The organism is Litchfieldella qijiaojingensis (genome assembly GCF_014651875.1).
Taxonomy (GTDB): Bacteria; Pseudomonadota; Gammaproteobacteria; order Pseudomonadales; family Halomonadaceae; genus Litchfieldella; species Litchfieldella qijiaojingensis.
Genome location: NZ_BMXS01000039.1, coordinates 1 through 22,518, shown reverse-complemented (window position 1 = coordinate 22,518; position 22,518 = coordinate 1). Strand labels below are relative to the sequence as shown.

The following is a 22,518-nucleotide window of genomic DNA, read 5'->3' as shown; positions in this document are numbered from 1 at the left end:
GTTGCTGGAGTCGATTGGCAACATACCACCCGCTGAGGCGGAAGCTCGCTACTATCAACAAAGTACCGAGTCCGCTCAGGCAGCGTGACTCAAACGAGAAAGTCTCCGAGATAGTCGGGGCGGTTCAATACGGCAAAGAAGATAAGCATTGGTCACGACCTTGCGTAGGCTGGACGGTAGCTGTGGTATGGTGAGGGCAAAGGTGCGTGACACCCCGGGAAGGATCTTGTCCTGGTATGCGACTGCCTCAGCGATCCTGGAAGTCGTCGAAGGAAAATGGGTCATGGCAGATCACCAGTTCGTATGATGATACTCGACTTTGTTCGGCTCTCTCCCTGCTTGATGCCTTGACTGACACGCTGATTGACATGAGAGGACCGACTGACTGATATCACGGCATAACCGCTCAGTTTCTTGCCTTCATGAGGTGCTGGAAATGAAACCTTATTGTGGTGTGTCAGTGGGATTAAAAAGAGGTTATGGTTCATGATAGCCAGGCAAGACACGCTACCGCCCCAGGATGACACCCCGGAACCCTTCTGAATCCCTTTGAGCCATATTGACTTTCTTGTCCTATTCAACTACGCGAGATTAGCGTCGCTGATGACAACAGACATTCCCCCTGCCACCAAAATGGCACAGGTCAGCCGTTCAGCTTTAGCTTTACAGCATTGACGTGTAGTCGAGTTTTTGCGGAAAAGCTTACACCCGACCATCCGAGAATCCGGCAGTTCTTAGATTTCAGCAACAAACTGATTTATATGGAATATCACCATATTAAATAAATATATAAGTAAAACTTAATTATAAAATGTATTATCCCATCATCGATAGATATGGGCAGAAATCACCGAGGCAGTCTTTCCGCCCGACTCATGGCCAGGTCGAAGCACTTCTCATGCACGGGCACAACGTCCAGGCTCTGGCAACGCGCAGCAGCCGCTCGGCACCGACACCCGGCTGGCAGTAGGCAACCATCATCTCGCTACACCCGAGGGCTTGCGCTTCTTGAGGCCCAGGTACTCGGCGACTTCCGCCGTCGTCACCTCAGATAGAGGGGAATGCGGGATCATCGTTGTCGTTTCCATGTTCTTGAGTGCATATTTTTCAGTATAGAGTGCGAGTAAGTTCCATACCGCGCATCATGCAGTCAAGTCATCAGGAGAATCCGATGTCGGCGACCGATAACGCCTTTCAAACGGCCCTCACCCTCGTGCTGGGCGTGGACCCGGCACTGATGGGCATCGTGGCGTTGTCGTTGCAGGTCTCGCTCACTGCGGTGCTGATCGCCAGCCTGCTGGCACTGCCTCTGGGCGCGGCCCTGGCGCTGTGGGCCTTCCCGGGGCGAGGGATGATCGTGGTGCTGCTCAACGCGCTGATGGGCCTGCCACCGGTGGTTGCCGGGCTCATGGTCTATCTGCTGCTGTCACGGGCCGGGCCGCTGGGCCAGTGGGGGCTGCTGTTCACCCCCAGCGCCATGGTCGTCGCCCAGGTGGTACTCGTGCTGCCGATCATCGCCGCGCTGACCCGCCAGCAGATCGAGGAGCTGTGGGGCGAATACCGCGAACAACTCTCGTCGTTCGGCATCGCACGCTGGCGTGCCATACCCACCCTGCTGAGGGATGCCCGCTTCGGCTTGATCACGGTGATCCTGGCTGGCTTCGGTCGTGCCAGTGCAGAGGTCGGTGCAGTTCTGATCGTCGGTGGCAACATCGACGGCATTACCCGGGTGATGACCACCGCCATCGCCCTGGAAACCAACAAGGGCAACCTGCCGTTGGCGTTGGGCCTGGGGATCGTGCTGTTGCTCCTGGTGGCTGTGGTCAATGGCGCTGCTTATGTGGTCGGTGAAACCGCCAGGAGGCGTCTCGGATGAACGATATGCGCCTCCCCCCCTCCATATTGCCGTTGGAACTAGAGAATGTGAGTTTCGTGCATCGTGGTCAGGTTCTGCTCGATCGCATCTCACTGCGCCTGGAAGGTCATGGCAAGACCCTGATCATGGGACCCAACGGTGCAGGCAAGAGCCTGTTGATGCGCCTCTGCCATGGCCTGCTCAAACCTACCGGTGGCCGGATTCGCTGGTCAGGTCATGCCAACGGCAAGGCCCCGCGCCAGGCCATGGTCTTCCAGCGCCCGGTACTGTTGCGACGCTCGGCACTGGCCAACCTTACCTATGCCCTGGCGGCAGGCGGCACGCCGCGCTCACGTCGCAAGCTCCTGGCCTGGGAAGCGTTGGAACACTTTGGCCTGACAGCCATCGCCCACCGCCCGGCACGGGTTCTCTCCGGCGGCGAACAGCAACGCCTGGCCCTGGCCCGCGCCTGGCTGTTGAAACCCGAAGTGCTGTTTCTCGACGAGCCCACCTCGGCGCTGGATCCCGCCGCCATCAAGGCGGTGGAAGATGCCGTCGCCGATTTCCATCGCCAGGGAACACGCATCGTGATGAGCAGCCATGACCTCAACCAGGCCAGACGCCTGGCCGATGAGGTGGTCTTTCTCTACGGCGGGCGCCTGATCGAGCACAGCCCCGCCGAGGTGTTCTTTTCCCAACCGCAAACGGCCCAAGCCAGGGCATTCATCGACGGAGAACTGGTGTGGTAGTCAAGATTCTTGGATTAGGTCTGGGCCTGGCACTGTCACTGGGCAGCCAGGCCCAGGACAACGAGCGCTATATCACGCTGGCATCGACGACCTCCACCGAACAGTCGGGGCTGTTCGATGCGGTCATTCCCCAGTTCCGTGACACCACGGGCATCGATGTCCATGTCGTCGCGGTCGGCACCGGCCAGGCCTTCGAGATCGCCCGCCGTGGTGACGCCGACAGCCTGCTGGTCCACGACACCGAAGGCGAGCAACGCTTCGTCGCCGACGGCTACGCCACTGAACGCCGCGACGTGATGTATAACGACTTCGTGATCGTCGGCCCAACTGACGACCCGGCCGGCATTCGCGACGCCGAAACGGCAAGCGAGGCGTTTTCGATGATTGCCGAAGCCGAGGCTCCCTTCGCCTCGCGCGGCGACGACAGCGGCACCAACCGTGCCGAACTGCGCCTGTGGGAGTCGGCGGGTGTCGAGCCGGGCGGAGAGTGGTATCGCGAACTGGGCAGCGGCATGGGCCAGACCCTGAATACCGCCGCCGGCATGGATGCCTATGTCATGTCCGATCGCGCCACCTGGGTGGCCTTCGACAACCGCCAGAACCTGGAGCTCCTATTCGAGGGCGACGAGGCGCTGTTCAACCAGTACGGCAGCCTGCTGATCAGCGAGGAACGCCACCCCCACCTCAAACACGATCTGGCCCGGCAGTGGCACGACTGGCTGCTTTCCGAGGAAGGCCAACGAGCCATTGCCGACTTCGAACTCAAGGGCCAACAACTGTTCTTTCCTAATGCCGAGTGAAGCTGCAGCGACTCATGGAGCTAGGCAGGCAAAAACCCCGGTAGCCAAGGCTACCGGGGTTCTCATCGAGACTGAAACGAAAGCGAGTCAGGACTTGTTCAAACTGGCCACGTACCAGTCAGGGTTGGCACGCTTGAGCCCGATTTCATACAACACATAGGCGATCAGGAAGGTGACCGGCGCCGAGAAACCGGCGATGCCCGGCAGATGCATGATCACCATGCCCACGACGGTTGCCATGCACCAGGCGATCAAGCCACAGGGGTTGTAGGCCGGAATGTAGGTATTATCCAACTCCACATGGCCGTTGAAGCGCTGCTGGTAGGTGCGCGAGAGGATATGCGCCAAGGCCACACCGACCCAGGCCACCACAAACACTCCCTGGTAGGCCAATGCCTGGAGAATATAGCTGAACACGTCAGCCATCATCAGCAAATAGGACATCAGGCCGATCAGGGACCCCGCTATCACCTTGGAGAGCTTGATGCCGGTGACCTTGCGTACCAGTGCTTCGAAATTGACCGTGGCCAGGTAGTAGTTGGCGGTGTTGATACGGCTCTGGGTCACCCAGACGAGCAGCAAGCCACCCAGTCCCATTAGCTCAAGCAGGCCCAGCACCACGGAGGCTTCCGACAAGCCATCGATGGGAATCATCGAATCGAGCAGGATGCCGACGATGCCACTGAACAGGAAAGTCATGGCATAGAAAGGGATACCGAAGGTCACCTTAGCGTGGAAGCCTGCATCTTCCTGTTTGCCGAAACGGGCATAGTCGAAGGTGAACATCATCAGCACCCAGACGCCCATGTAGTAGGCAAAGGTCTGCAACCAGCCCCAGGGCGAGGCCCCACCTTCAGGCATGCGCGACAGCCAGTCACTGGGATAGCCGAACTTGGCGATGGCCATGCCCACGGCGATCAGCATGCCGATGACATAGACCGGCAGCAGCACCCCATTGAACTTGTCCAGCCAGTGCTGGACGCTGCCGAAGATCAGCGAGACACCCAGTATCGCCACGATGGCTGTGCTCACGGCCATCGTCAGGCTGCCACTCCACTCAGTCAGTACAAGCGCCATCACGTAACCTTCGAACACCGCGTAGTAGAGCGCCGTAGCGAAGAAAATCAGTGTGGCGACCATCGCCCCCACGTGGCCGAACAGCACCTTGGAAAACAGCGCGACTGTCAGTCCCGTCTTCATCGAATAGCGGCTAATAACAGCATTGATCCCCCCGTAGGCGATCACCGTCAGGACGATGCCGATCAGTGCGTTGGCCGTTCCGTAGCTACGTGCCATGGCCGCGGCCACCACCATATAGAAGATGGCGCTGCACACCGCCCACCATGCCATCATCAGGTTAGCTCGCGGCATCCGCCCTTCGGCGGGTACCGGTTGCTCTGCGTAGTCGAGGTCGGTGGCCTCGGTTGGCTGAGATTGCTTGGTCATCTCGGATACCTTTGTTGTGCTTATCTTCAGGACAGACGGACCCTGTGTCGCTAACGTCAGCGACAGTTCGGGCAGGTCAATGGGATAGTCGCGGTGTGGCTCAGGTAACTCTGACACCGCTAGCCACCCGGCTACCGCCGGGCGGCATACTGGTCATGGCATCTGACGCAGGGCCTCCATCACTTCGCGGTATTCCGCGCGTGCGGCCAGGGCCTCCTCCAGGCTGACTGGCACGAAGCGGACCTTCTGATGGGGCTGGATCTGACCGACCCAGTCCATATCGGCACTGATCACGGTGCCAATCATCGCGTAGCCACCACCGGACACGGCATCGCGGTGCAGGATGATCGGCTCGCTGCCGCTGGGCACTTGGATGGAGCCGATCGGATAGCAGGCATCAACGATGTTCGAGGGATCGTCACCGGCACCGAACGGCGGTTCGCGCTCGATGAACGACAGGGGGCTGCCCCCTTTCATGCGATAGCCGATGCGGTCGGCCTCGGAGGCGACCGTCCAATCCTCCTCATAGAAGCGCTCGCGGCTCTCGTCGGTCAGCCGGTGGTCGTAGATCCCGGGTACCACGCGCAGCAGGTAATGCCTGGAGAACACCGGAATCAGCGATTCCGGCAGCCTGCGCCCCTCGCGGGAAGCGGTGGCGGACGGCAGCAGGGTCAGTTGGTCGCCAGCTTGCAGCGGCCGGCCATCCAGCCCCCCCAGGCTGCCCAGCGCATAGGTGCTGCGGCTGCCGAGCTTTTCGGGAACGTCGATTCCGCCTTCTATGGCCAGATAGAGCCTGGCCCCCGCCTTGACGAAGTCGAAGCTCAACGTCGCCCCTGCCGGCACCCGGAACACCTCGTTTAGGGGCTGCGCCTCACCGTTGACACGTGGCGTCATCTCGGCGCCACAGGCTGCGACACAGCAGCTTTCGCTGAAGCGCAGTTCCGGCCCCATAAGGGCACATTCCAGCACGGCGGCCCCTTCCGGGTTACCGAGCAGCAGGTTGGCCGCCCGCAGGGAACGCTGGTCCATGCCACCGGAAGGTGGAATCCCTAGGTGATAGTGGCCCTGGCGGCCGGTGTCCTGAATGGAGGTGGCAAGCCCTGGCTTGATCACGTCAATGGTCATGGAGCACCTCCTTCACGCGGCTGGCATAGCCATCGGGGTCACGGTTGAAGTCATCCAGGTCGAAGGTGAACGGCACCACCCTGGGTTCGAAACGCCCAGCCTCGGCATCGGCCAGTAGGCGATCGTACTCATCGCGACCAATGGCACGATGCTTCACGATGTCGCCGGGACGGAAGAAGATCATCGAATCGTCGATGTGAGGCTGCTGATCGGATGGGTCGTAGATCGGCATCGGGGTAACACCAAACATCTGATAGCCACCGGCACCACGAACCGAATAGATGCAGCTGAAGCAACCGCCATAGCCCACGGTCTGCTTGGGCGTGTCGGTACGGGGACGCAGGTACTTGGGCACCTGGATCTGTCGCTCGCGCGGCACCATCTGATACATGAACGGCAAGCCCGCCACGAAACCCACCATCGAGACGAACCAAGGGCTGCCACTGTGCGCCTCGATAAATTCCTCGACGCTGTCGTAGCCGTTGATTCGCGCGGCGTAATCGAGATCGGTACCGCTCGGGTCCTGATGGCGATCGCGGAAGCGCATTAGAGTCTCATGGGTCCAGGGATCGTTGTAGAGCACCGGCACCTCGATCACCCGCGTCTCGATGGTACGGACCTGCTGCGCCGAAACCTCACGATCCAGCGACTCCAGGACTTCCTGCAGCGAGGCGGCGGAGAGCTGGTCCGGGTCGTAGCGAACCTGATAGGAGGCATTGGCCGGGCAGATCTCGATGATGCCCGGTACGGACATGGCCTTGAGCCGCTGGGTGATGGAGATCGAACGGAAGAACGCCTCGAGGGTCATCTCCTCGCTCAACTCCACGAACATGAACTCGTCGGCGGCCAGGCTGTAGCGTGCCGTTGCTGTCTTGTCAGCACTCATGACACCACCTCCTTATCGCTTGGTGTGGGTGTGGGCTTGGCTTCCAGCCAACGTTCGAGAAAGCCGGTATCCACCACGCCCCGGCGCACCTCCGCATCATCGACCAGGCGCCGGTGCAAGGCCGCCGTGGTGGCGAAACCGTCAAGGATGAACTCGTCCAGGGCGCGACCGGCGCGGATCAGTGCGCTTTCGCGGCATTCGTCCCAGACGATCAGCTTGGCCACCAGCGAGTCGTAGAAGGGCGGCATGCGGTAGCCCTCGTAGAGGCCGCTGTCGATGCGGATGCCCGGACCGGACGGCCAGACCAATCGCTGTACCTGCCCCGGCGAAGGGAAGAAGCCGCGCTCGGGATCTTCGGCATTAATGCGCATCTCCACCGCCCAGCCACGACGCTGGATATCCTGCTGGGCGAAGCGCAAGCGTTCACCGCGTGCCAAGCGCAGCATCTCACGCACCAGGTCGACCCCGGTGACCGCCTCGGTGATCGGATGCTCGACCTGGATCCGAGTGTTCATCTCGATGAAGAAGAACTCACCGGTGATGTCGTCGTAAAGGTACTCGAGGGTACCGGCACCGAAGTAACCGACATGCTCCGCGAGGGCCACCGCCGATCGGCACAGCGATTCTCGAGTCGTATCGTCGAGGGCCGGCGAGGGGCACTCCTCGAACACCTTCTGTCGGCGCCGCTGTAGCGAGCATTCACGCTCGAAGAGATGGATGGCCCGCTCCCCATCGCCGAGAATCTGGACCTCGATGTGGCGGGCGTGCTCGATGAATCGCTCCAGGTAGACACGATCGTCGCCAAAGGCGGTACGCGCCTCGGTCTGCGCCATGGGCAACTGTTCGCACAGCGCCGCAGCATTTTCCGCCACCCGGATGCCGCGTCCACCACCACCGGCAGCCGCCTTGATCAGCCGAGGGAAACCCACGCTTTCGGCCACGTTCAGCGCCTCGTCCAAATCGTTTACCGCGCGTGGCGAACCCGGCACCACCGGAACCTCTGCCTCGATTGCCGTCTGTCGGGCCATGGCCTTGTCGCCCATGCGCTCGATGATCGCTGCCTCCGGGCCAACGAACATCATACCTGCCGCCTTCACGGCTCTGGCAAATTCGGCACTCTCGGAGAGAAAGCCATAGCCCGGATGCACGGCATCGGCAGCCACGTCCTTCGCCGCCTGGAGTATCGTCTCGATATTCAGGTAGCTCTTGGTGGCCTGGGGCGGACCAATGCAAACCGTCTCATCGGCTCGCTGCACAGCCAGACTATCGGCATCGGCCTCGCTATGAGCAACGATGCTGCACATGCCCAGTTCACGAGCGGCACGCACCACCCGCAGCGCAATCTCCCCACGGTTGACGATCAGCAGTCGACGAATCATCACACCACCTCCAGCACCGTGATGCCCTGGCCAGCCTCGACGACGGTCTCATCCTCGACCTGAAAGGCGGTGATGATGCCCGCCGCATCGGCCCTGAGTTCGAAAAATTGCTTCATGACTTCAATGAGTCCGATGATCGTACCCGCCTCGACTTGCTGGCCTTCCTCCACAAAAGGCGGCTTATCAGGTGACGGTCGGCGGTAGAAGACACCAGGGAACGGGGCCTGGATATCCTGCTGTGACATGGTGTTGTCTCCTTCTGAATTGTGATTATGAGAGTGAGGTGGTGCCCTCAGGCCGGCTCAAGGCGCCTTGACCGCGAACCCCGCCTGATCCAGTGCGCTGCGCACGGACTGGACGAGCGACAGGGCGCCAGGCGTATCGCTGTGAATGCAGATCGATTGAAAACTGACGGGCACCAGCCTGCCGCTAACGGCCTCGACCACCCCTTCGCGACAGGCCCTGAGCACCTTCTGGGCCACTGCCTGCGGGTCGAGGGGCTTGACCTTACGCACAAAGACGATGCTGCCCTCGTCGTTGTAGTCGCGGTCTGCATAGAACTCGTGAACACACCTCAGGCCCGCCTCGCTGGCCGCCCGGTCAATGGCGGTACCCGCCAGGCAATAGATGGGCAGCGAGGGGGCAACCTGCTCGAGTGCCCGGCACAGGGCATGGGCGAATTCGTCATCATGGGCAGCATGCATGAACAGCGCACCGTGCAGCTTAAAGTGGTGTAGTGACAGCCCCTCGCGGGCGGCGAGTTCACGCAGTGCACCCAGTTGGTAGAGCGCATCGTTGACCAGTTCCCCGGCGGACGCGTCGATGTGGCGCCGCCCAAAGCCGACCAGGTCGCGGAAACCGGGATGCACCCCCACCGCCACGCCATGCTCCGCCGCCTGACGAATAATGTCGGCCATGGTGGTCGGATCGCCGGCGTGGAAGCCTGCCGCCACGTTGGCGGAACTGATCAGCGGCATGATCTGCGAATCGACGCCATCGCCGATCTGCCAGGCGCCGAATCCCTCTCCCATGTCCGCATTTATGTCGATCGTGGTTGTCATGGCTGTCTCCTGAAGTGGCCTCATCCATTTAAGACAGCCAAGACGACATGTGGAATTATTAATTCTTGTTTTGTATCTTCAAAAAAACCGAACACATAACGAGAATCCCATGTCACGCGACCTCTCCCTGCGCAAGATGCGTTACTTCCTGGCGGTAGCCGAAAGCGGCAAGGTCACCCAGGCGGCCGTGGACCTCAACGTCTCCCAGTCATCCATCACCACCGGCGTACGCGAAATCGAGGAGCAATTGGGCGTGGTACTCTTCCAGCGCACGTCTCAGGGCATGGCGCTCACTCAACAAGGCAGCCGCTTCCTGCACCAGGTACGCCATGTTTTCCAGGCCGTCGACGAGGCCTTCGATAGCCTCCAGGACAACGCTGCCGCGGTGACGGGAACCTTGAATCTGGCCATGAGCTACACGGTCGCGGGTTACTTCATACCGCCGCTACTGGCACGCTTCCAGCGCCGCTATCCTGGCGTACAGGTCAGACCTCACGAGGCGCCCCGCCCGGCCATCCAGCAGGGGCTGACATCCGGCGAGTTCGATCTGGCCATCGTGTTGACCTCGAACATCGACCAGACCTCGGGACTGGAGCGTGAGCCACTGATCCACTCGCCACGCCGGCTGTGGGTGAGCAGCCACCATCCACTACTGATGCGTGACAGGGTCGGCCTGCACGACCTAGTGGACCAACCCTACATCATGCTGACGGTGGACGAAGCGGATCAGACCGCCATGAGGTACTGGAAGCCCACAGGACTCACTCCCAACATCCTGTTCAAGACGTCGTCGGTGGAGGCGGTGCGCAGCATGGTCGCCAACGGCACCGGCATCAGCATCCTCTCCGACATGGTCTACCGGCCCTGGTCACTGGAGGGCAGGCGCATCGAGCACATCGACTTGGACGATCCGATTCCTACCATGGAAGTCGGCCTCGCCTGGCCGCAACAGCAACCGCTCTCCCCCCCTGCCAAGGCCTTTCAGGAGCTGGCCATGAGCTTCATAGGCTGAGAGTGGATTCGACATTCGTCTAGCTCACCCAATCTGCACTTTACGTAAACGTCAACTATTTCTAGTCTTGGACTATCTTTTCAGCAAGACACGATGCTTGAAGCGTCCTGGACGAAACGCGGCCTGCCCTTCTCAGCCTGCCCTCGCCGGGACCAAGACAGGAGCCACGCCATGCAAACCCCCTTCACGCCTCTCGACTTCGGTCTGGACGAGACGCTGGTCATGCTGCGCGATCAGGTCAACGCCTTCGCGCGCGACGAGATCGCCCCCCGCGCGGCCGAGATCGATGCCCGCAACGAATTCCCCAACGACCTGTGGCGAAAGTTCGGCGACATGGGCCTGCTCGGCATCACCGTGCCGGAAGAGGAAGGTGGCAGCGACATGGGCTATCTCGCCCACTGCATCGCCATGGAAGAGATCTCCCGCGCCAGCGCCTCGGTAGGGCTTTCCTACGGCGCCCATTCCAACCTGTGCGTCAACCAGATCAAGCTCAATAGCAATCCCGAGCAGAAAGCCAAGTACCTGCCCAAGCTGATCAGCGGCGAGTATGTGGGTGCGCTGGCGATGTCCGAGCCGGGCGCCGGCTCCGACGTGGTATCGATGAAGCTGCGCGCCGAAAAGCGCGGCGAGCGCTATATCCTCAACGGCAACAAAATGTGGATCACCAATGGCCCCGATGCCGATGTGCTGGTGGTCTACGCCAAGACCGATCCAAGTGCCGGCTCCAAGGGCATTACCGCCTTCCTCATCGAGAAGGACTTCCCCGGATTTTCCACCGCTCAGAAGCTCGACAAGCTGGGCATGCGCGGTTCCAACACCTGCGAGTTGGTCTTCCAGGATTGCGAAGTCCCCGAGGAGAACGTGTTGGGTGCAGTCAACAAGGGCGTGCAAGTACTGATGAGCGGGCTCGACTACGAGCGCACCGTGCTCGCCGCCGGCCCCATCGGCATCATGCAGGCCGCCATGGACGTGGTGGTGCCCTACGTGCACGAACGCAAGCAGTTCGGCCAGAGCATCGGCGAATTCCAGCTCGTGCAGGGCAAGATCGCCGACATGTACACCACTCTGAACGCCTGCCGTGCCTATCTCTACACCGTGGCGGCGGCTTGCGATCGCGGTCGGACGTCCCGTAAGGACGCCGCCGGCGTGATCCTCTACTGCGCCGAAAAGGCCACCCAGGTCGCGCTCGACGCCATCCAGCTACTCGGCGGCAACGGCTACATCAACGAATACCCGACTGGACGACTGCTGCGCGACGCCAAGCTCTACGAAATCGGCGCCGGGACCAGTGAGATTCGACGGATGTTGATCGGTCGCGAAATTTTCAACGAGTCGGCATAACTTCAGCCTCGAGCCGCGAGCTTCGGGCTACGAGTAGCCCGTAGCCCGTAGCCCGTAGCCCGTAGCCCGTAGCCCGTAGCCCGTAGCCCGTAGCCCGTAGCCCGTAGCCCGTAGCCCGTAGCCCGTAGCCGTCAAAGGATATTCCGATGAGCATCCTACAAACCCAAATCAACCCACGCAGCGAGGGCTTCCAGGCCAACGACGCGGCGATGCGCGCCGAGGTCGGCAAGCTGCGCGAGCTGACCGCGGCCATCGCCCAGGGCGGTGGTGAGAAGGCGCGGACACGCCACGAGTCGCGTGGCAAGCTGTTCGTGCGCGATCGCATCGACCACCTGCTCGACGAGGGCTCGCCGTTCCTCGAACTCTCGGCACTGGCCGCGCATGAGGTCTACGACAGCCCAGTGCCCGCCGCCGGAATCGTCACCGGTATCGGTCGCGTATCCGGCGTCGAGTGCGTGATCGTCGCCAACGATGCCACCGTCAAGGGCGGCACCTATCATCCCCTCACGGTCAAGAAGCACCTGCGCGCCCAGGAGATCGCCCGCAAGAACCGCCTGCCTTGCATCTACCTGGTCGATTCCGGCGGCGCCCACCTGCCAAGCCAGGACGAGGTGTTCCCCGATCGCGACCATTTCGGGCGCATCTTCTACAACCAGGCTACCCTCTCCGCCGAGGGCATTCCGCAGATCGCCGTAGTGATGGGCTCCTGCACCGCCGGCGGCGCCTATGTGCCGGCCATGGCCGACGAGTCGATCATCGTCAAGCAGCAGGGCACCATCTTTCTCGGCGGCCCTCCGCTGGTGAAGGCCGCCACCGGCGAAAGCATCAGTGCCGAGGACCTCGGCGGCGCCGACGTTCACGCCCGGATCAGCGGCGTGGCCGACCACTATGCCGACAACGACGCCCATGCGCTGCAACTGGCGCGTCGTGCCGTATCGCGACTCAACTGGCACAAGCGGGGCCGGCTGGCGATGCGCGAACCCCGAGCGCCGCGCCTCGACCCCAACGAGCTCTACGGCATCGTCGGCACCGACCTCAAGAAACCCTATGACGTGCGCGAAGTGATTGGCCGCATCGTCGACGACTCCGACTTCGACGAATTCAAGCGCTACTACGGCGATACCCTGGTCACCGGCTTCGCCCATCTTCACGGCTATCCGGTGGGCATCGTCGCCAACAACGGCGTGCTGTTCTCGGAGTCCGCACTGAAAGGCGCCCACTTCATCGAACTGTGTGCCCAACGCGGAATTCCGCTACTTTTCCTGCAGAACATCACCGGCTTCATGGTCGGCTCCAAGTACGAACATGAGGGCATCGCCAAGCACGGCGCCAAGCTGGTCACCGCCGTGGCCTGTGCCAAGGTTCCCAAGTTCACGGTACTGATCGGCGGCAGCTTCGGCGCCGGCAACTACGGCATGTGCGGCCGTGCCTATGACCCCAACCTGCTGTTCATGTGGCCCAACGCGCGCATTTCGGTGATGGGTGGCGAACAGGCAGCCAACGTACTGGCCCAGGTCAAGCGCGAACAGTACGAGCGCGAAGGCCGCGAATGGAGCGCGGAAGAAGAGGAAGCCTTCAAGCGACCGACGCGGGACGCCTACGAGCACCAGGGCCACCCCTACTACGCCAGCGCGCGGCTATGGGATGACGGGGTGATCGACCCGCTGCAGACCCGCGACGTGCTGGGTCTGGCACTGGCCGCCGCCATGAATGCGGAGATCGAAGAGACACGATTCGGTGTATTTAGGATGTAGACCCCTTGCTGCGCAAGGGAGCTGGAAACTTGAAGCTGTAAGCTGGAAGTCTCCTCCGCATCCTCAGGAGGCAATGCACCAGCTTTTCTTCAAGCTTCCAGCTTCCGGCTTCAAGCTCTTGTAGCCAGCTTCAATCTTTTCTAGAGAGGTCCGAGATGCCAGAGAATCCCTCCTACTCAAGACTAGAAATCGATTCCCGCGGCGTCGCCTGGCTGACGCTCGACAAGCCCGACGTGCACAATGCCTTCGACGACCATTTGATCGCCGAGCTCAATGCTCACCTCGATCGCCTGGCCGCCGCGGCCGAGCGCAACGAAGTACGCGTGGTGGTGCTGGGCTCCGAAGGCAAGCACTTCTCCGCCGGCGCCGATCTCGGCTGGATGAAGCGCATGGTCGAATACGATCTCGACGACAACCTGGCCGACTCCCGCGAGTTGTCACGCCTGATGTACGGCCTCGACACCCTGCCTTGCCCCACGCTGTGCCGCGTGCAGGGAGCGGCTTTCGGTGGCGCCGTGGGCCTGGCCGCTTGCTGCGATATCGTGATCGCCTCGGAGCGGGCCCGCTTTTGTCTGTCGGAAGTCAAGCTGGGCCTGTCACCAGCGGTGATCAGTCCCTATGTGCAGCGTGCCATAGGACCACGCCAAATGCGCCGCTACGCGCTGACCGCTGAGGTCATCGAGGCTGCCCATGCCCTCGAACTGGGGCTGGTGCACCGCGTGGTGGATCACGATTCCATGGACGCAGCCATCGAACACATGATCGATGCCTTGCTTGCCGCCTCGCCCCAGGCCAGCCGTGCCACCAAGGCCCTACTCGCCCATGTGGCCCGCGAACCCGACAGTAACGCCACTCGTGAGCACTGCTGCCGCGTGATCAGCCAACTGCGTGTCAGTGACGAAGGACAGGAAGGACTCGGAGCCTTCTTCGACAAACGTGACCCACGCTGGCAAGCCCCCGAAAGGAAGAACGGAAAATGAGTCAGACCCGCTTCGACAAGGTACTGATCGCCAATCGTGGCGAGATCGCCTGCCGCGTGATGCGCACCGCACGACGTCTGGGCATCGCCAGCGTAGCGGTCTATTCCGATGCCGATGCCCATGCCCTGCATGTGCGCGAAGCCGATGAGTCTGTACGCATCGGCCCCGCCGCGGCACGCGACAGCTATCTCGACATGGACGCAGTGCTCGAGGCCGCCCATCGCACCGGCGCCGGCGCCATCCACCCCGGCTACGGCTTCCTTTCCGAGAACGCCGCCTTCGTCGAGGCTTGTGCCCGTACCGGCGTGACCTTCATCGGCCCGCCGGCAGCGGCCATATCCGCCATGGGCGACAAGTCCGCCGCCAAGGCGCGCATGCAGCATGCCGGCGTACCGCTGGTGCCCGGCTATCACGGTGATGACCAGAGCGACGAAGTACTCAAGGCCGAGGCCGACAAGATCGGCTATCCGGTACTGCTCAAGGCCAGTGCCGGTGGTGGTGGCAAGGGCATGCGCGTGGTGGAATCCGCCGCCGGTTTCCAGGCCGCGCTGGACGGCTGTCGGCGCGAATCCCAGGCCGCCTTCGGCGACCAGCGTATGCTGATCGAGAAGTATCTGACCCGCCCCCGCCACGTGGAGGTCCAGGTGTTCTGCGACACCCACGACAATGGCGTATACCTGTTCGAGCGCGACTGCAGCGTACAACGCCGCCACCAGAAGGTCCTGGAAGAAGCTCCCGCACCGGGCATGACAGCGGAACTGCGCCAGGCCATGGGCGAAGCCGCGGTACGTGCCGCCAAGGAAATCGGCTACGTCGGTGCCGGCACCGTCGAGTTCCTATTGGACTTTTCACAAGGGCATGATGGCAGCTTCTACTTCATGGAGATGAACACCCGCCTGCAGGTGGAACACCCGGTCACAGAAATGATCACCGGCCAGGACCTGGTGGAATGGCAACTGCGCGTGGCCATGGGCGAACCGCTACCCTGCACCCAGGAGGAGCTGACCATCACCGGCCACAGCTTCGAGGCGCGCCTGTATGCCGAGGATCCCGAACAGGACTTCCTGCCGGCCACCGGAACCCTGGAACGCTTCGCCCTCGACCTGGAGGGTGCAGGTCTCGATCCCACCCGAGTACGCCTGGACAGTGGCGTGGAAAGCGGCGACGTAGTCTCCATGCACTACGACCCCATGCTGGCCAAGCTGATCGTCCACGGCGACGACCGTGCCCAGGCGCTCGCCACCCTGAACCGGGCGCTAGCAGCACTGGACGTGCGCGGTGTGGTCACCAACCGCAACTTTCTGCAACGCTTGGCAAGCCACCCGGCCTTTCAAGCGGCGGAGGTGGATACCCGCTTCATCGATCACCACCAGGAAGTGCTCTTCGCCGCACATGAGTATCGCACAGAGGACTATGCCGCGGCGGCCCTGGTCGCCCTCGACCAGCTCGGCCGCGAGCGCGAAAGCGCTTCACCCTGGGATCGCCACGACGGCTTCCGCCTCAACGCCGTGCACCGTATCCGCGTGGCACTATGCGATCCCGCGCATGCCCAGAATGAAGACGATTCGCCAGCCATCGTCACCGTTGAAGGCCATCGTGAAAGCGACCAGGATCCGTGGAAGCTCCGTATCGGTGACAAGACCCTCAGCGCTGAGCTGCAACGCCTGACCGGCGACGCCGTGGCGATCACTCTCGACGGCCACCGCCGCCGCATTCAGGCACGACTGGTCCGCCATCGAGAGAGCAACATCATCGTCCTCGCCGACGCTCACGGTGAAACTCGGCTGTTTTGGCGTCGTCTAGATGCTGTCGACCATGGCCATCATGAGGCTGAATCGACGCTGACCGCACCGATGCACGGCACCGTCGTAGCGCTGCTGGTGGAAGCCGGCAACCCGGTGGAGAAAGGCATGCCACTGATGGTCATGGAAGCCATGAAGATGGAACACACCCTCACCGCCCCCACCGACGGCCACGTCGCCAACTTCCACTTCCAGGCCGGCGACACCGTGGGGCAAGGAGATGTGTTACTGGAATTCGCCGCCGATGAATGATTCGAATGGATGAGTCCTACATCGTGGGAGCGCAGTTCACTGCGCGATCCGGCTGACTTTGCCGGCGATGATGCCGCCACTGCAACTGAATCAGGCACCAGGCCACTGTAGGAGCCGCCGTGGCGGCGATCCAGCCGTCAGGCCGGCTGACTTGCCGGTGATGATGACGCCACCGTAGCTGAATGAGGCACCAGGCCACTGTAGGAGCCGCCGTGGCGGCGATCCGGCCGTCAGGCCGGCTGACTCGCCAATAACACAGCCCGGGAATTCCACGACATAGATATTTACATTACAGTCGTAATTACGTTTGGCACCATATGCTCCTGAAGGAGACACATATGCCCTTTCCCAAATCCATCCGCCTGGTCGAGGTCGGCCCCCGCGATGGACTACAGAACGAACCCGAGCCGATCGATACCCCGATCAAACTGGAACTGATCGACCGACTCGGCGCCGCCGGTATCCGCTATATCGAGGCGGCGAGTTTCGTGTCGCCAAAATGGGTGCCACAGATGGCTGACTACCGCGAAGTGATGACCGGCCTGACACGCCGTAAAGGCGTGACCTACTCGGCTCTCACCCCCAACCTCGAGGGCCTGGAAGTCGCCCTGGAATGCGGCGTTGAGGAAGTCGCGGTATTCGGCGCCGCCAGCGAGACCTTCTCGCAGAAAAACATCAACTGCTCGATCGCCGAATCCCTGGACCGCTTCGCGCCGGTGCTGGAACGCGCCAAGAGTGCCGGCGTGCGGGTGCGCGGCTACGTCTCCTGCGTGCTGGGCTGCCCCTATGAAGGCGAGATCGCCCCGGCCAAGGTCGCCGAGGTCTCAAAGGCACTCTACGAGATGGGCTGCTACGAAGTCTCACTGGGCGACACTATCGGTACCGGCACCCCGCTCAAGGCCAAGCACATGCTCGAAGCAGTGGCAAAAGACATTCCCATCGACAAACTCGCCGCCCACTTCCACGACACCTACGGCCAGGCACTCGCCAACCTCTACGCCGTGCTCGAAGAAGGTGTTGCCGTGGTCGACAGCTCCGTGGCCGGCCTCGGCGGTTGCCCCTACGCCAAGGGCGCCTCTGGCAACGTGGCCAGCGAAGATGTGGTGTACATGCTCAACGGTATGGGAATCGAAAGCGGCATCGACCTCGACAAGTTGGCCGAGACCGGGAACTGGATCACCCAGACCATTGGGAGGCCCAATCGGTCGAAGGTGGGAGTGGCGCTGGCGGCGAAGTGAATTGCCCGCCAGAACGAAAAGCCCCCGAGCCAGATAGACTGGCTCGGGGGCTTTGTGATTATTGCGCTCACTACTTTTCGCGGGGCTTTAACGTGGAGTTAAGCGGCGCCCACTCTGCAACGCTCGAAGCAACGCGCTCCACTTCCCTGGCGTCCGATTGAACGTAAAGTTAGACTTTTACCTCTCCATCTTTATCAATGCACAAGATAGCAATGTGCTGGACGATTGGGACAGCTAAGGCTCCTATTTCTTCGTCCTCTGAATAGGGCACCAGTCGTGCCTCTACATTTCCTTTTCGGGTTCTCTTTGAGTGAACAATTGCACATCTAATTGCGTAAAGCCATTCGGAGATCAATCGATCCAGGTCCGGCGATGAAACCTTAATCGCGTTGATTTTGATGCCAGACGAAGTTGAAAGTTGTTGCTCGATAGCGGCGATGTATGACTGGCCAAGGGTCCCGATAAATTTGCTGAGCGACGATGAGTCAGCAACCCAGCGGAGAACACAGGAGATTTGCTCCCGTTCTATTCTCGCAGCTTCGCCAAGATGCTTCGGTGCGTCTTCGAAGAAATACTCAAGAACGTTATAGAAACAACGAAATCTTGATATCGGCAAATCTTCTCTGACCGCAGCAAAGTAATAAGAGAGCAAATCGGCGTCGTAATACTTACTCGCTTTTATGGACTCAAGGGGAAGTGTGAAATCATCAGTAGATTGCATTCCTCGGGACACAAGAACGCGTCCATCGATTACTTTTATTCGGTTCGGCTGCAACACCTCAAGCATGCATGCTTGATAGTAGTTAAGCACTCCACCCTCAGTGCGGACAAGAGGGAGATCAAATTCACCTGTCCCCAACTCATCGTGACCATTCGTTTTTACTTTCACTGTTTTCGATAGGACAGAAGCCATAGAGCTAACATAGGTTGCAATATACTCGTACGTATAGTTAGACACTAAACACCAGTCGCTCCAGTGCCCAATACTGGGAAGGTCTTCATTCCCGATCTCCAGGACCGAGGGATCGTTCAATGTATCTAGCGCAAGAGCCTGAGTGTTGTTTTCGTCATACCCGATGTAGGTGTGGCCATCATTTTCCCAATATTTCAGGTCGGTAATCTTGCTCGTTATTTGCTCATAAGGGTATCTCTTGCTGTATTCGAAGAGATAGTTGTCGATTATGTATTCAAACCATCTCTCTAGTTCTTTATTCGTCCTGTGTTTTGGGAGTGTTTTGGGATCTTCAAACCTAATTCGCACCGCCGACTCAAGGCGACTTAAGTAGTAGATCGCTTGTGCGGTCAATAGTGGCTCTCCATGCAGGGTAGGTGCAATGAGGATCGGAAATGCCAGTCCTTCGAAGGACACAACCTTTTTCATGCCCTTTGAGTTCGTAAGTGCGTATTCGTAATTGATTGCCATAACAAGGGCTCATGAGAAAATCTAACGTTTTGGGTAACAGGCGCGACGTTAGGAGCGTCCTAGTTGACCCAATTGTTATACGATATCATCGTCATTTTCTTCTTGAGCTTTCTCCCACTCGTAATATGGGTTGGCTGCACCATTCACGACAATATTCATAAATGTGCTATGCCATAGACCATCAAGATCGTTTGGTAGAAGGCTGGGGAGTGATATTTTTTGACGATACGTATCTTCTTCCCAAATAAGCATTGATTTTATAAACGGCCTAAGCCAATCCTTTTCTTCTATAACGTCTTTAAACTCTATACGTACAATATTTAAACCATTTATGCAATATAACAAAACTGCACATCGAGCATTGCAAAGAGCTATAAATTCTTCGTCAGAGACTTCGCCATTTTTCCATTTATGCTCTTTTAATAGGTCATTGTGTTCAGATAGTATTTGGGTATGTTTATATAATTCAGCGGAGATATAGGGACAGTCAGAGTAAAATGAGTCCTTTTTCTCATCCTCTTTTAAGCAAAGCACCTGAAACGAGGCGTATTCACAAACATATGTAGCCAGTTGTTCGCGATAGGTAAGGAATGCATTTTCATCTGTGGATAAAGCGATGATTTTTTGATAGAAATCACCAATAATATTCTGTTTTCCTTCCTCCGAGAAACCTCCAAGAAGCTCATTCTCACCATAAAAATATTCTCTACTGTGATTCTCGAGGGCAATACCTAGTGGGGATGACCTCCATTCATTAATTGCTTTTCGCTCTTTGAATTTATTTATTAACTCACTAAACATTGGCGTGTTCCTTAAATATTTTTTACGTATAACGCCCGCTTCACTGGACAATTTGTAGTTGCGCATGCAACGGAAAATTGTTCCGGTGCAAGCGTTTGTTAGGCGCCTTCTATTTGAATAGATCTGGGTTACGCCATAGTTCACACATTTTCTGTTCAATCACGGAACGATTTCCCCAGATCGAATTTACGCTGTAATTTGTACCGAACAGGCTTATAGAATAATCATGCTCCAAGCTCTCAGATGAATTTTCCTTTGCCAGAATTACGGCTACGATTAAACCGGTAATATAAGAGCTTGGCAAATTCCATACTCGTCCGATTTGCATCGTTCCTCGCTCATTAATTTTGAGTCTTTCGTCTAGCTCACCTTCATGAACGATGCTGGTTCTTCCAAATTTGTAAAGTGCGGTTGGAAAATCAACGTCATCTACCATAATTCCTTTAAAAACGTTGTTTGTGGCAACGCCTGAAATTATCGCTTCTTCATCCTGAATGAAGCCCTTTATCCTTTCCCCAACCTTAGCCTTAGATCGTCGTTTCTTGGCCGTTTTATCAACTGCTGGAAATAACTGAACAAAAGAGTCCTCAAAATCCTTTCTTTGAAGAGCTGAAATACTTTTTTCGATCCTACGGCTAATAGATGTACTCATATCTCGCTCGCCTAACAGTGATTAGACTGCGCGCTCGTTTATTGACTTGAACACGCCGGCACGTTCAACAATGTTATCTAGCGCGCCACTCTTCACTTAGCCCATTGATATATAAGAATCCTAAGCATAGCTCGGCAGCCTATGCAGGCTTCGCGTGCTTACACGTTTTGTCAACACCAATAATACTGTATGTATATCCAGGCATTGAGAGGAGCCGCGTATGGATGCGCACAGCAGACTACCCAAACTGATGGACCGGGTGAAAGCCATCATGCGAGTAAAGCGCTACAGCCCACGTACGGAAAAGACCTACTGCTGCTGGATTCAACTCTTTATTCATGTGAATGATGGAGGCACCGGACCGCACTGGCCTTGAATTCAATTGAATACTTGTGATTCTTCTTCCCCGTCTTCATTGCCAGCATCGTTCACCTCCATAGCGGTTAGCGATGCGTGCCCACTGAAGTGGGGGAAGTCCAGCGTCAGCTTGGACGAATTGTTAGGCTCTTGCCTGCGATAATTGAGCTTTTGCCCAGCTAATCGCACTATCAGCAGAAACGGACTCTCCGGCTTGTGGGTCGTTAAGGGAGCCGCTGGACATTGCAGCTAGCACACTGGATGCCGCAAGTGCAGACACTAGCTCAAGAGAGTGCGAACCGATGCAGAACTGGACTGAGAAGTCAGTGCTTAGTAGCAACTCCAGCTCCTCTACCTCTTCTGGCGAGACGGTTGATGCGTAATACTCAAAGCCGGAAATCTCACCATTAACTGGACAGGGCAGGAAGCCGGAGAATGTAGCCACGTCAAAATCAGTATCCAGCATGACCGGGAAGCCCGCCTCAACTATGGCAGAATGCCATTTCACTGGTGATGGCATAGCGCTACGCTTCAGATAAACAACCAAGTCGTACGACATGACTCTCCTAGGGGCTAACGTTTAAAATAACCTACAAGCGCGACTTGCGGGCGGTCCGGTTGACCGAGGGGTTAGACATCGACGCAAAACAGGCGCCTGTCATCTTTGTACTTCTGCCAAAGATAGAGCCGAATTTCTCGATGTGCCAGCTTACCGATAGTTCCTGTTGTAATAACAACCTCGCATCTCAGTGTCAACAGCAGAAATGCAAATGACAATTTGCTGCCGATAATCTCTCTTCTGCTGAAGAAGTTCTCCATCATTCGATCAAGCGAAATGTTAACGGTCAGAGGTTGATACTCGGATAGTGACACCGGATATTCAGGATGGGTTCCAACAATGGCAGAGTCGCTAACATACTTCATCTGTTCCTCATGGTCTGCCAAGAACTCCAGATACCGTAAAAACCTCAATACACCTTTGACTTTCAATCTAGGGCGGTCATCCCAAACGGAGAGGGATAGGCCTACATTCTCAACGACTGCTCTAGCCTGCCCAAGATTCATGACCTTGACACGTGCAACGACTTCGTTTTCTACCAGTTCAACTCTGGATGAGATGGAGAGCTTTCTGGATCTGGACGCTTTGTAAATCAGAATGGAGACGATAAGCGTAAGAGCGCCAAAGACTGCGCCCATTGCCGATAAGAGCAAACTCCATTCGTCTTTTCCCCAGTCTTCCAAAGCAGCCTCCTGTCGATGTCTAACAGTGATTAGACGGAATGCTCCGATATTGAATGAACGCACTGCACGTTCAACAGTGTTATCTAGCGCGCTGTTCTGCACCTAGTCCAATGATATTCAACCGAACTAAGAATAGCTCGGCAGCATATGCGGGATTCGCATGCTGACGAATTTTTTCGAAGCGTGTAAAAAGCTTCATGATGGCCCCTATATGCATACACTCACGAAACCACCCAAGTGTAGTGGTCAACTAATTCCGGACAGTGTTGTGAGTTTTTCCTCGGCCACGGCAGGAGGCATCCCTCCGTTGACGGTGTGAGGACGTTGCCAATTGTAGTACCCCATCAAGTAGCTCCCGATGTC

21 protein-coding genes are annotated in these 22,518 nt (G+C 58.4%); 10 read left to right on the top strand and 11 right to left on the bottom strand.

Features of this window, described 5'->3' with window-relative positions:
* Positions 1-1,171: 1,171 nt before the first annotated feature.
* From IE093_RS21435 to IE093_RS21425, 3 genes are read left to right on the top strand one after another with little or no spacing between them, the layout of a single operon-like run.
* The gene (locus IE093_RS21435; protein WP_189472839.1) at positions 1,172-1,876 is read left to right on the top strand and encodes an ABC transporter permease; all 705 of its coding nucleotides are present in this window, start codon (positions 1,172-1,174) and stop codon (positions 1,874-1,876) included.
* Positions 1,873-2,604 carry an ATP-binding cassette domain-containing protein gene (locus IE093_RS21430; RefSeq protein WP_229803863.1) on the top strand — a complete coding sequence of 244 codons (732 nt, stop codon included), beginning with the start codon at positions 1,873-1,875 and terminating at the stop codon, positions 2,602-2,604. The genes IE093_RS21435 and IE093_RS21430 overlap by 4 nt, the downstream gene beginning before the upstream one ends.
* A 20-nt stretch (positions 2,605-2,624) precedes the next feature.
* A complete protein-coding gene (locus IE093_RS21425) occupies positions 2,625-3,404 on the top strand; it encodes an ABC transporter substrate-binding protein (protein ID WP_422731011.1) in 780 nt (259 codons plus the stop codon).
* An 87-nt stretch (positions 3,405-3,491) separates the two neighbouring features.
* On the opposite strand, the gene IE093_RS21420 is transcribed toward IE093_RS21425, so the two are convergent.
* The 6 genes from IE093_RS21420 to IE093_RS21395 all read right to left on the bottom strand — a co-directional run bounded on the left by IE093_RS21420 (position 3,492) and on the right by IE093_RS21395 (position 9,301).
* The gene (locus IE093_RS21420) at positions 3,492-4,850 is read right to left on the bottom strand and encodes a purine-cytosine permease family protein (RefSeq protein WP_189472835.1); all 1,359 of its coding nucleotides are present in this window, start codon (positions 4,848-4,850) and stop codon (positions 3,492-3,494) included.
* A gap of 153 nt (positions 4,851-5,003) precedes the next feature.
* Positions 5,004-5,975, bottom strand: coding sequence for a 5-oxoprolinase subunit C family protein (locus tag IE093_RS21415; RefSeq protein ID WP_189472833.1), 972 nt, complete (start codon positions 5,973-5,975; stop codon positions 5,004-5,006).
* Positions 5,965-6,861, bottom strand: coding sequence for a 5-oxoprolinase subunit B family protein (locus IE093_RS21410; RefSeq protein ID WP_189472831.1), 897 nt, complete (start codon positions 6,859-6,861; stop codon positions 5,965-5,967). Before IE093_RS21410 ends, IE093_RS21415 begins: the two co-directional genes overlap by 11 nt.
* Positions 6,858-8,240, bottom strand: coding sequence for an acetyl-CoA carboxylase biotin carboxylase subunit (locus tag IE093_RS21405; RefSeq protein WP_189472829.1), 1,383 nt, complete (start codon positions 8,238-8,240; stop codon positions 6,858-6,860). Before IE093_RS21405 ends, IE093_RS21410 begins: the two co-directional genes overlap by 4 nt.
* Positions 8,240-8,485: an acetyl-CoA carboxylase gene (locus IE093_RS21400; RefSeq protein ID WP_189472827.1), complete on the bottom strand. Its 246-nt coding sequence runs from the start codon at positions 8,483-8,485 to the stop codon at positions 8,240-8,242. The genes IE093_RS21405 and IE093_RS21400 overlap by 1 nt, the downstream gene beginning before the upstream one ends.
* Before the next feature lie 57 nt (positions 8,486-8,542).
* Positions 8,543-9,301, bottom strand: coding sequence for a 5-oxoprolinase subunit PxpA (locus IE093_RS21395; RefSeq protein WP_189472825.1), 759 nt, complete (start codon positions 9,299-9,301; stop codon positions 8,543-8,545).
* Between the two features lie 109 nt (positions 9,302-9,410).
* On the opposite strand from IE093_RS21395, the gene IE093_RS21390 reads away from it, so the two are divergent.
* The 6 genes from IE093_RS21390 (at position 9,411) to IE093_RS21365 (ending at position 17,680) form a co-directional block, all read left to right on the top strand.
* A complete protein-coding gene (locus tag IE093_RS21390; protein ID WP_189472823.1) occupies positions 9,411-10,313 on the top strand; it encodes a LysR family transcriptional regulator in 903 nt (300 codons plus the stop codon).
* Positions 10,314-10,484: 171 nt separating this feature from the next.
* Entirely contained in the window at positions 10,485-11,654 is a 1,170-nt protein-coding gene (locus IE093_RS21385; protein WP_189472821.1) for an isovaleryl-CoA dehydrogenase, read from the top strand.
* Between the two features lie 146 nt (positions 11,655-11,800).
* Complete coding sequence (locus IE093_RS21380; protein ID WP_189472819.1) at positions 11,801-13,408, top strand: carboxyl transferase domain-containing protein; 1,608 nt, start codon at positions 11,801-11,803, stop codon at positions 13,406-13,408.
* A gap of 155 nt (positions 13,409-13,563) precedes the next feature.
* On the top strand, positions 13,564-14,388 hold the full coding sequence (locus tag IE093_RS21375; RefSeq protein WP_189472817.1) for an enoyl-CoA hydratase-related protein: 825 nt from the start codon (positions 13,564-13,566) through the stop codon (positions 14,386-14,388).
* Positions 14,385-16,442, top strand: a complete 2,058-nt coding sequence (locus IE093_RS21370; protein WP_189472815.1) for an acetyl/propionyl/methylcrotonyl-CoA carboxylase subunit alpha — start codon at positions 14,385-14,387, stop codon at positions 16,440-16,442. Before IE093_RS21375 ends, IE093_RS21370 begins: the two co-directional genes overlap by 4 nt.
* Before the next feature lie 338 nt (positions 16,443-16,780).
* On the top strand, positions 16,781-17,680 hold the full coding sequence (locus tag IE093_RS21365; RefSeq protein WP_189472813.1) for a hydroxymethylglutaryl-CoA lyase: 900 nt from the start codon (positions 16,781-16,783) through the stop codon (positions 17,678-17,680).
* 169 nt (positions 17,681-17,849) lie between these two features.
* On the opposite strand, the gene IE093_RS21360 is transcribed toward IE093_RS21365, so the two are convergent.
* The 3 genes from IE093_RS21360 to IE093_RS21350 all read right to left on the bottom strand — a co-directional run bounded on the left by IE093_RS21360 (position 17,850) and on the right by IE093_RS21350 (position 20,556).
* The gene (locus IE093_RS21360; protein WP_189472811.1) at positions 17,850-19,103 is read right to left on the bottom strand and encodes a methylamine utilization protein MauJ; all 1,254 of its coding nucleotides are present in this window, start codon (positions 19,101-19,103) and stop codon (positions 17,850-17,852) included.
* A gap of 75 nt (positions 19,104-19,178) precedes the next feature.
* The gene (locus tag IE093_RS21355) at positions 19,179-19,970 is read right to left on the bottom strand and encodes a hypothetical protein (protein ID WP_189472810.1); all 792 of its coding nucleotides are present in this window, start codon (positions 19,968-19,970) and stop codon (positions 19,179-19,181) included.
* Positions 19,971-20,013: 43 nt separating this feature from the next.
* Positions 20,014-20,556, bottom strand: a complete 543-nt coding sequence (locus tag IE093_RS21350; protein ID WP_189472808.1) for a hypothetical protein — start codon at positions 20,554-20,556, stop codon at positions 20,014-20,016.
* A gap of 220 nt (positions 20,557-20,776) precedes the next feature.
* Here IE093_RS21350 and IE093_RS22830 point away from each other — a divergent pair, with 220 nt between their 5' ends.
* Positions 20,777-20,932: a phage integrase N-terminal SAM-like domain-containing protein gene (locus IE093_RS22830; protein ID WP_340163156.1), complete on the top strand. Its 156-nt coding sequence runs from the start codon at positions 20,777-20,779 to the stop codon at positions 20,930-20,932.
* A gap of 123 nt (positions 20,933-21,055) precedes the next feature.
* Here IE093_RS22830 and IE093_RS21345 read toward each other — a convergent pair whose 3' ends face one another.
* Both IE093_RS21345 and IE093_RS21340 read right to left on the bottom strand, forming a co-directional pair.
* Entirely contained in the window at positions 21,056-21,472 is a 417-nt protein-coding gene (locus IE093_RS21345) for a hypothetical protein (protein WP_189472806.1), read from the bottom strand.
* 71 nt (positions 21,473-21,543) lie between these two features.
* Positions 21,544-22,155, bottom strand: coding sequence for a hypothetical protein (locus IE093_RS21340; protein ID WP_189472804.1), 612 nt, complete (start codon positions 22,153-22,155; stop codon positions 21,544-21,546).
* Between the last annotated feature and the right edge of the window lie 363 nt (positions 22,156-22,518).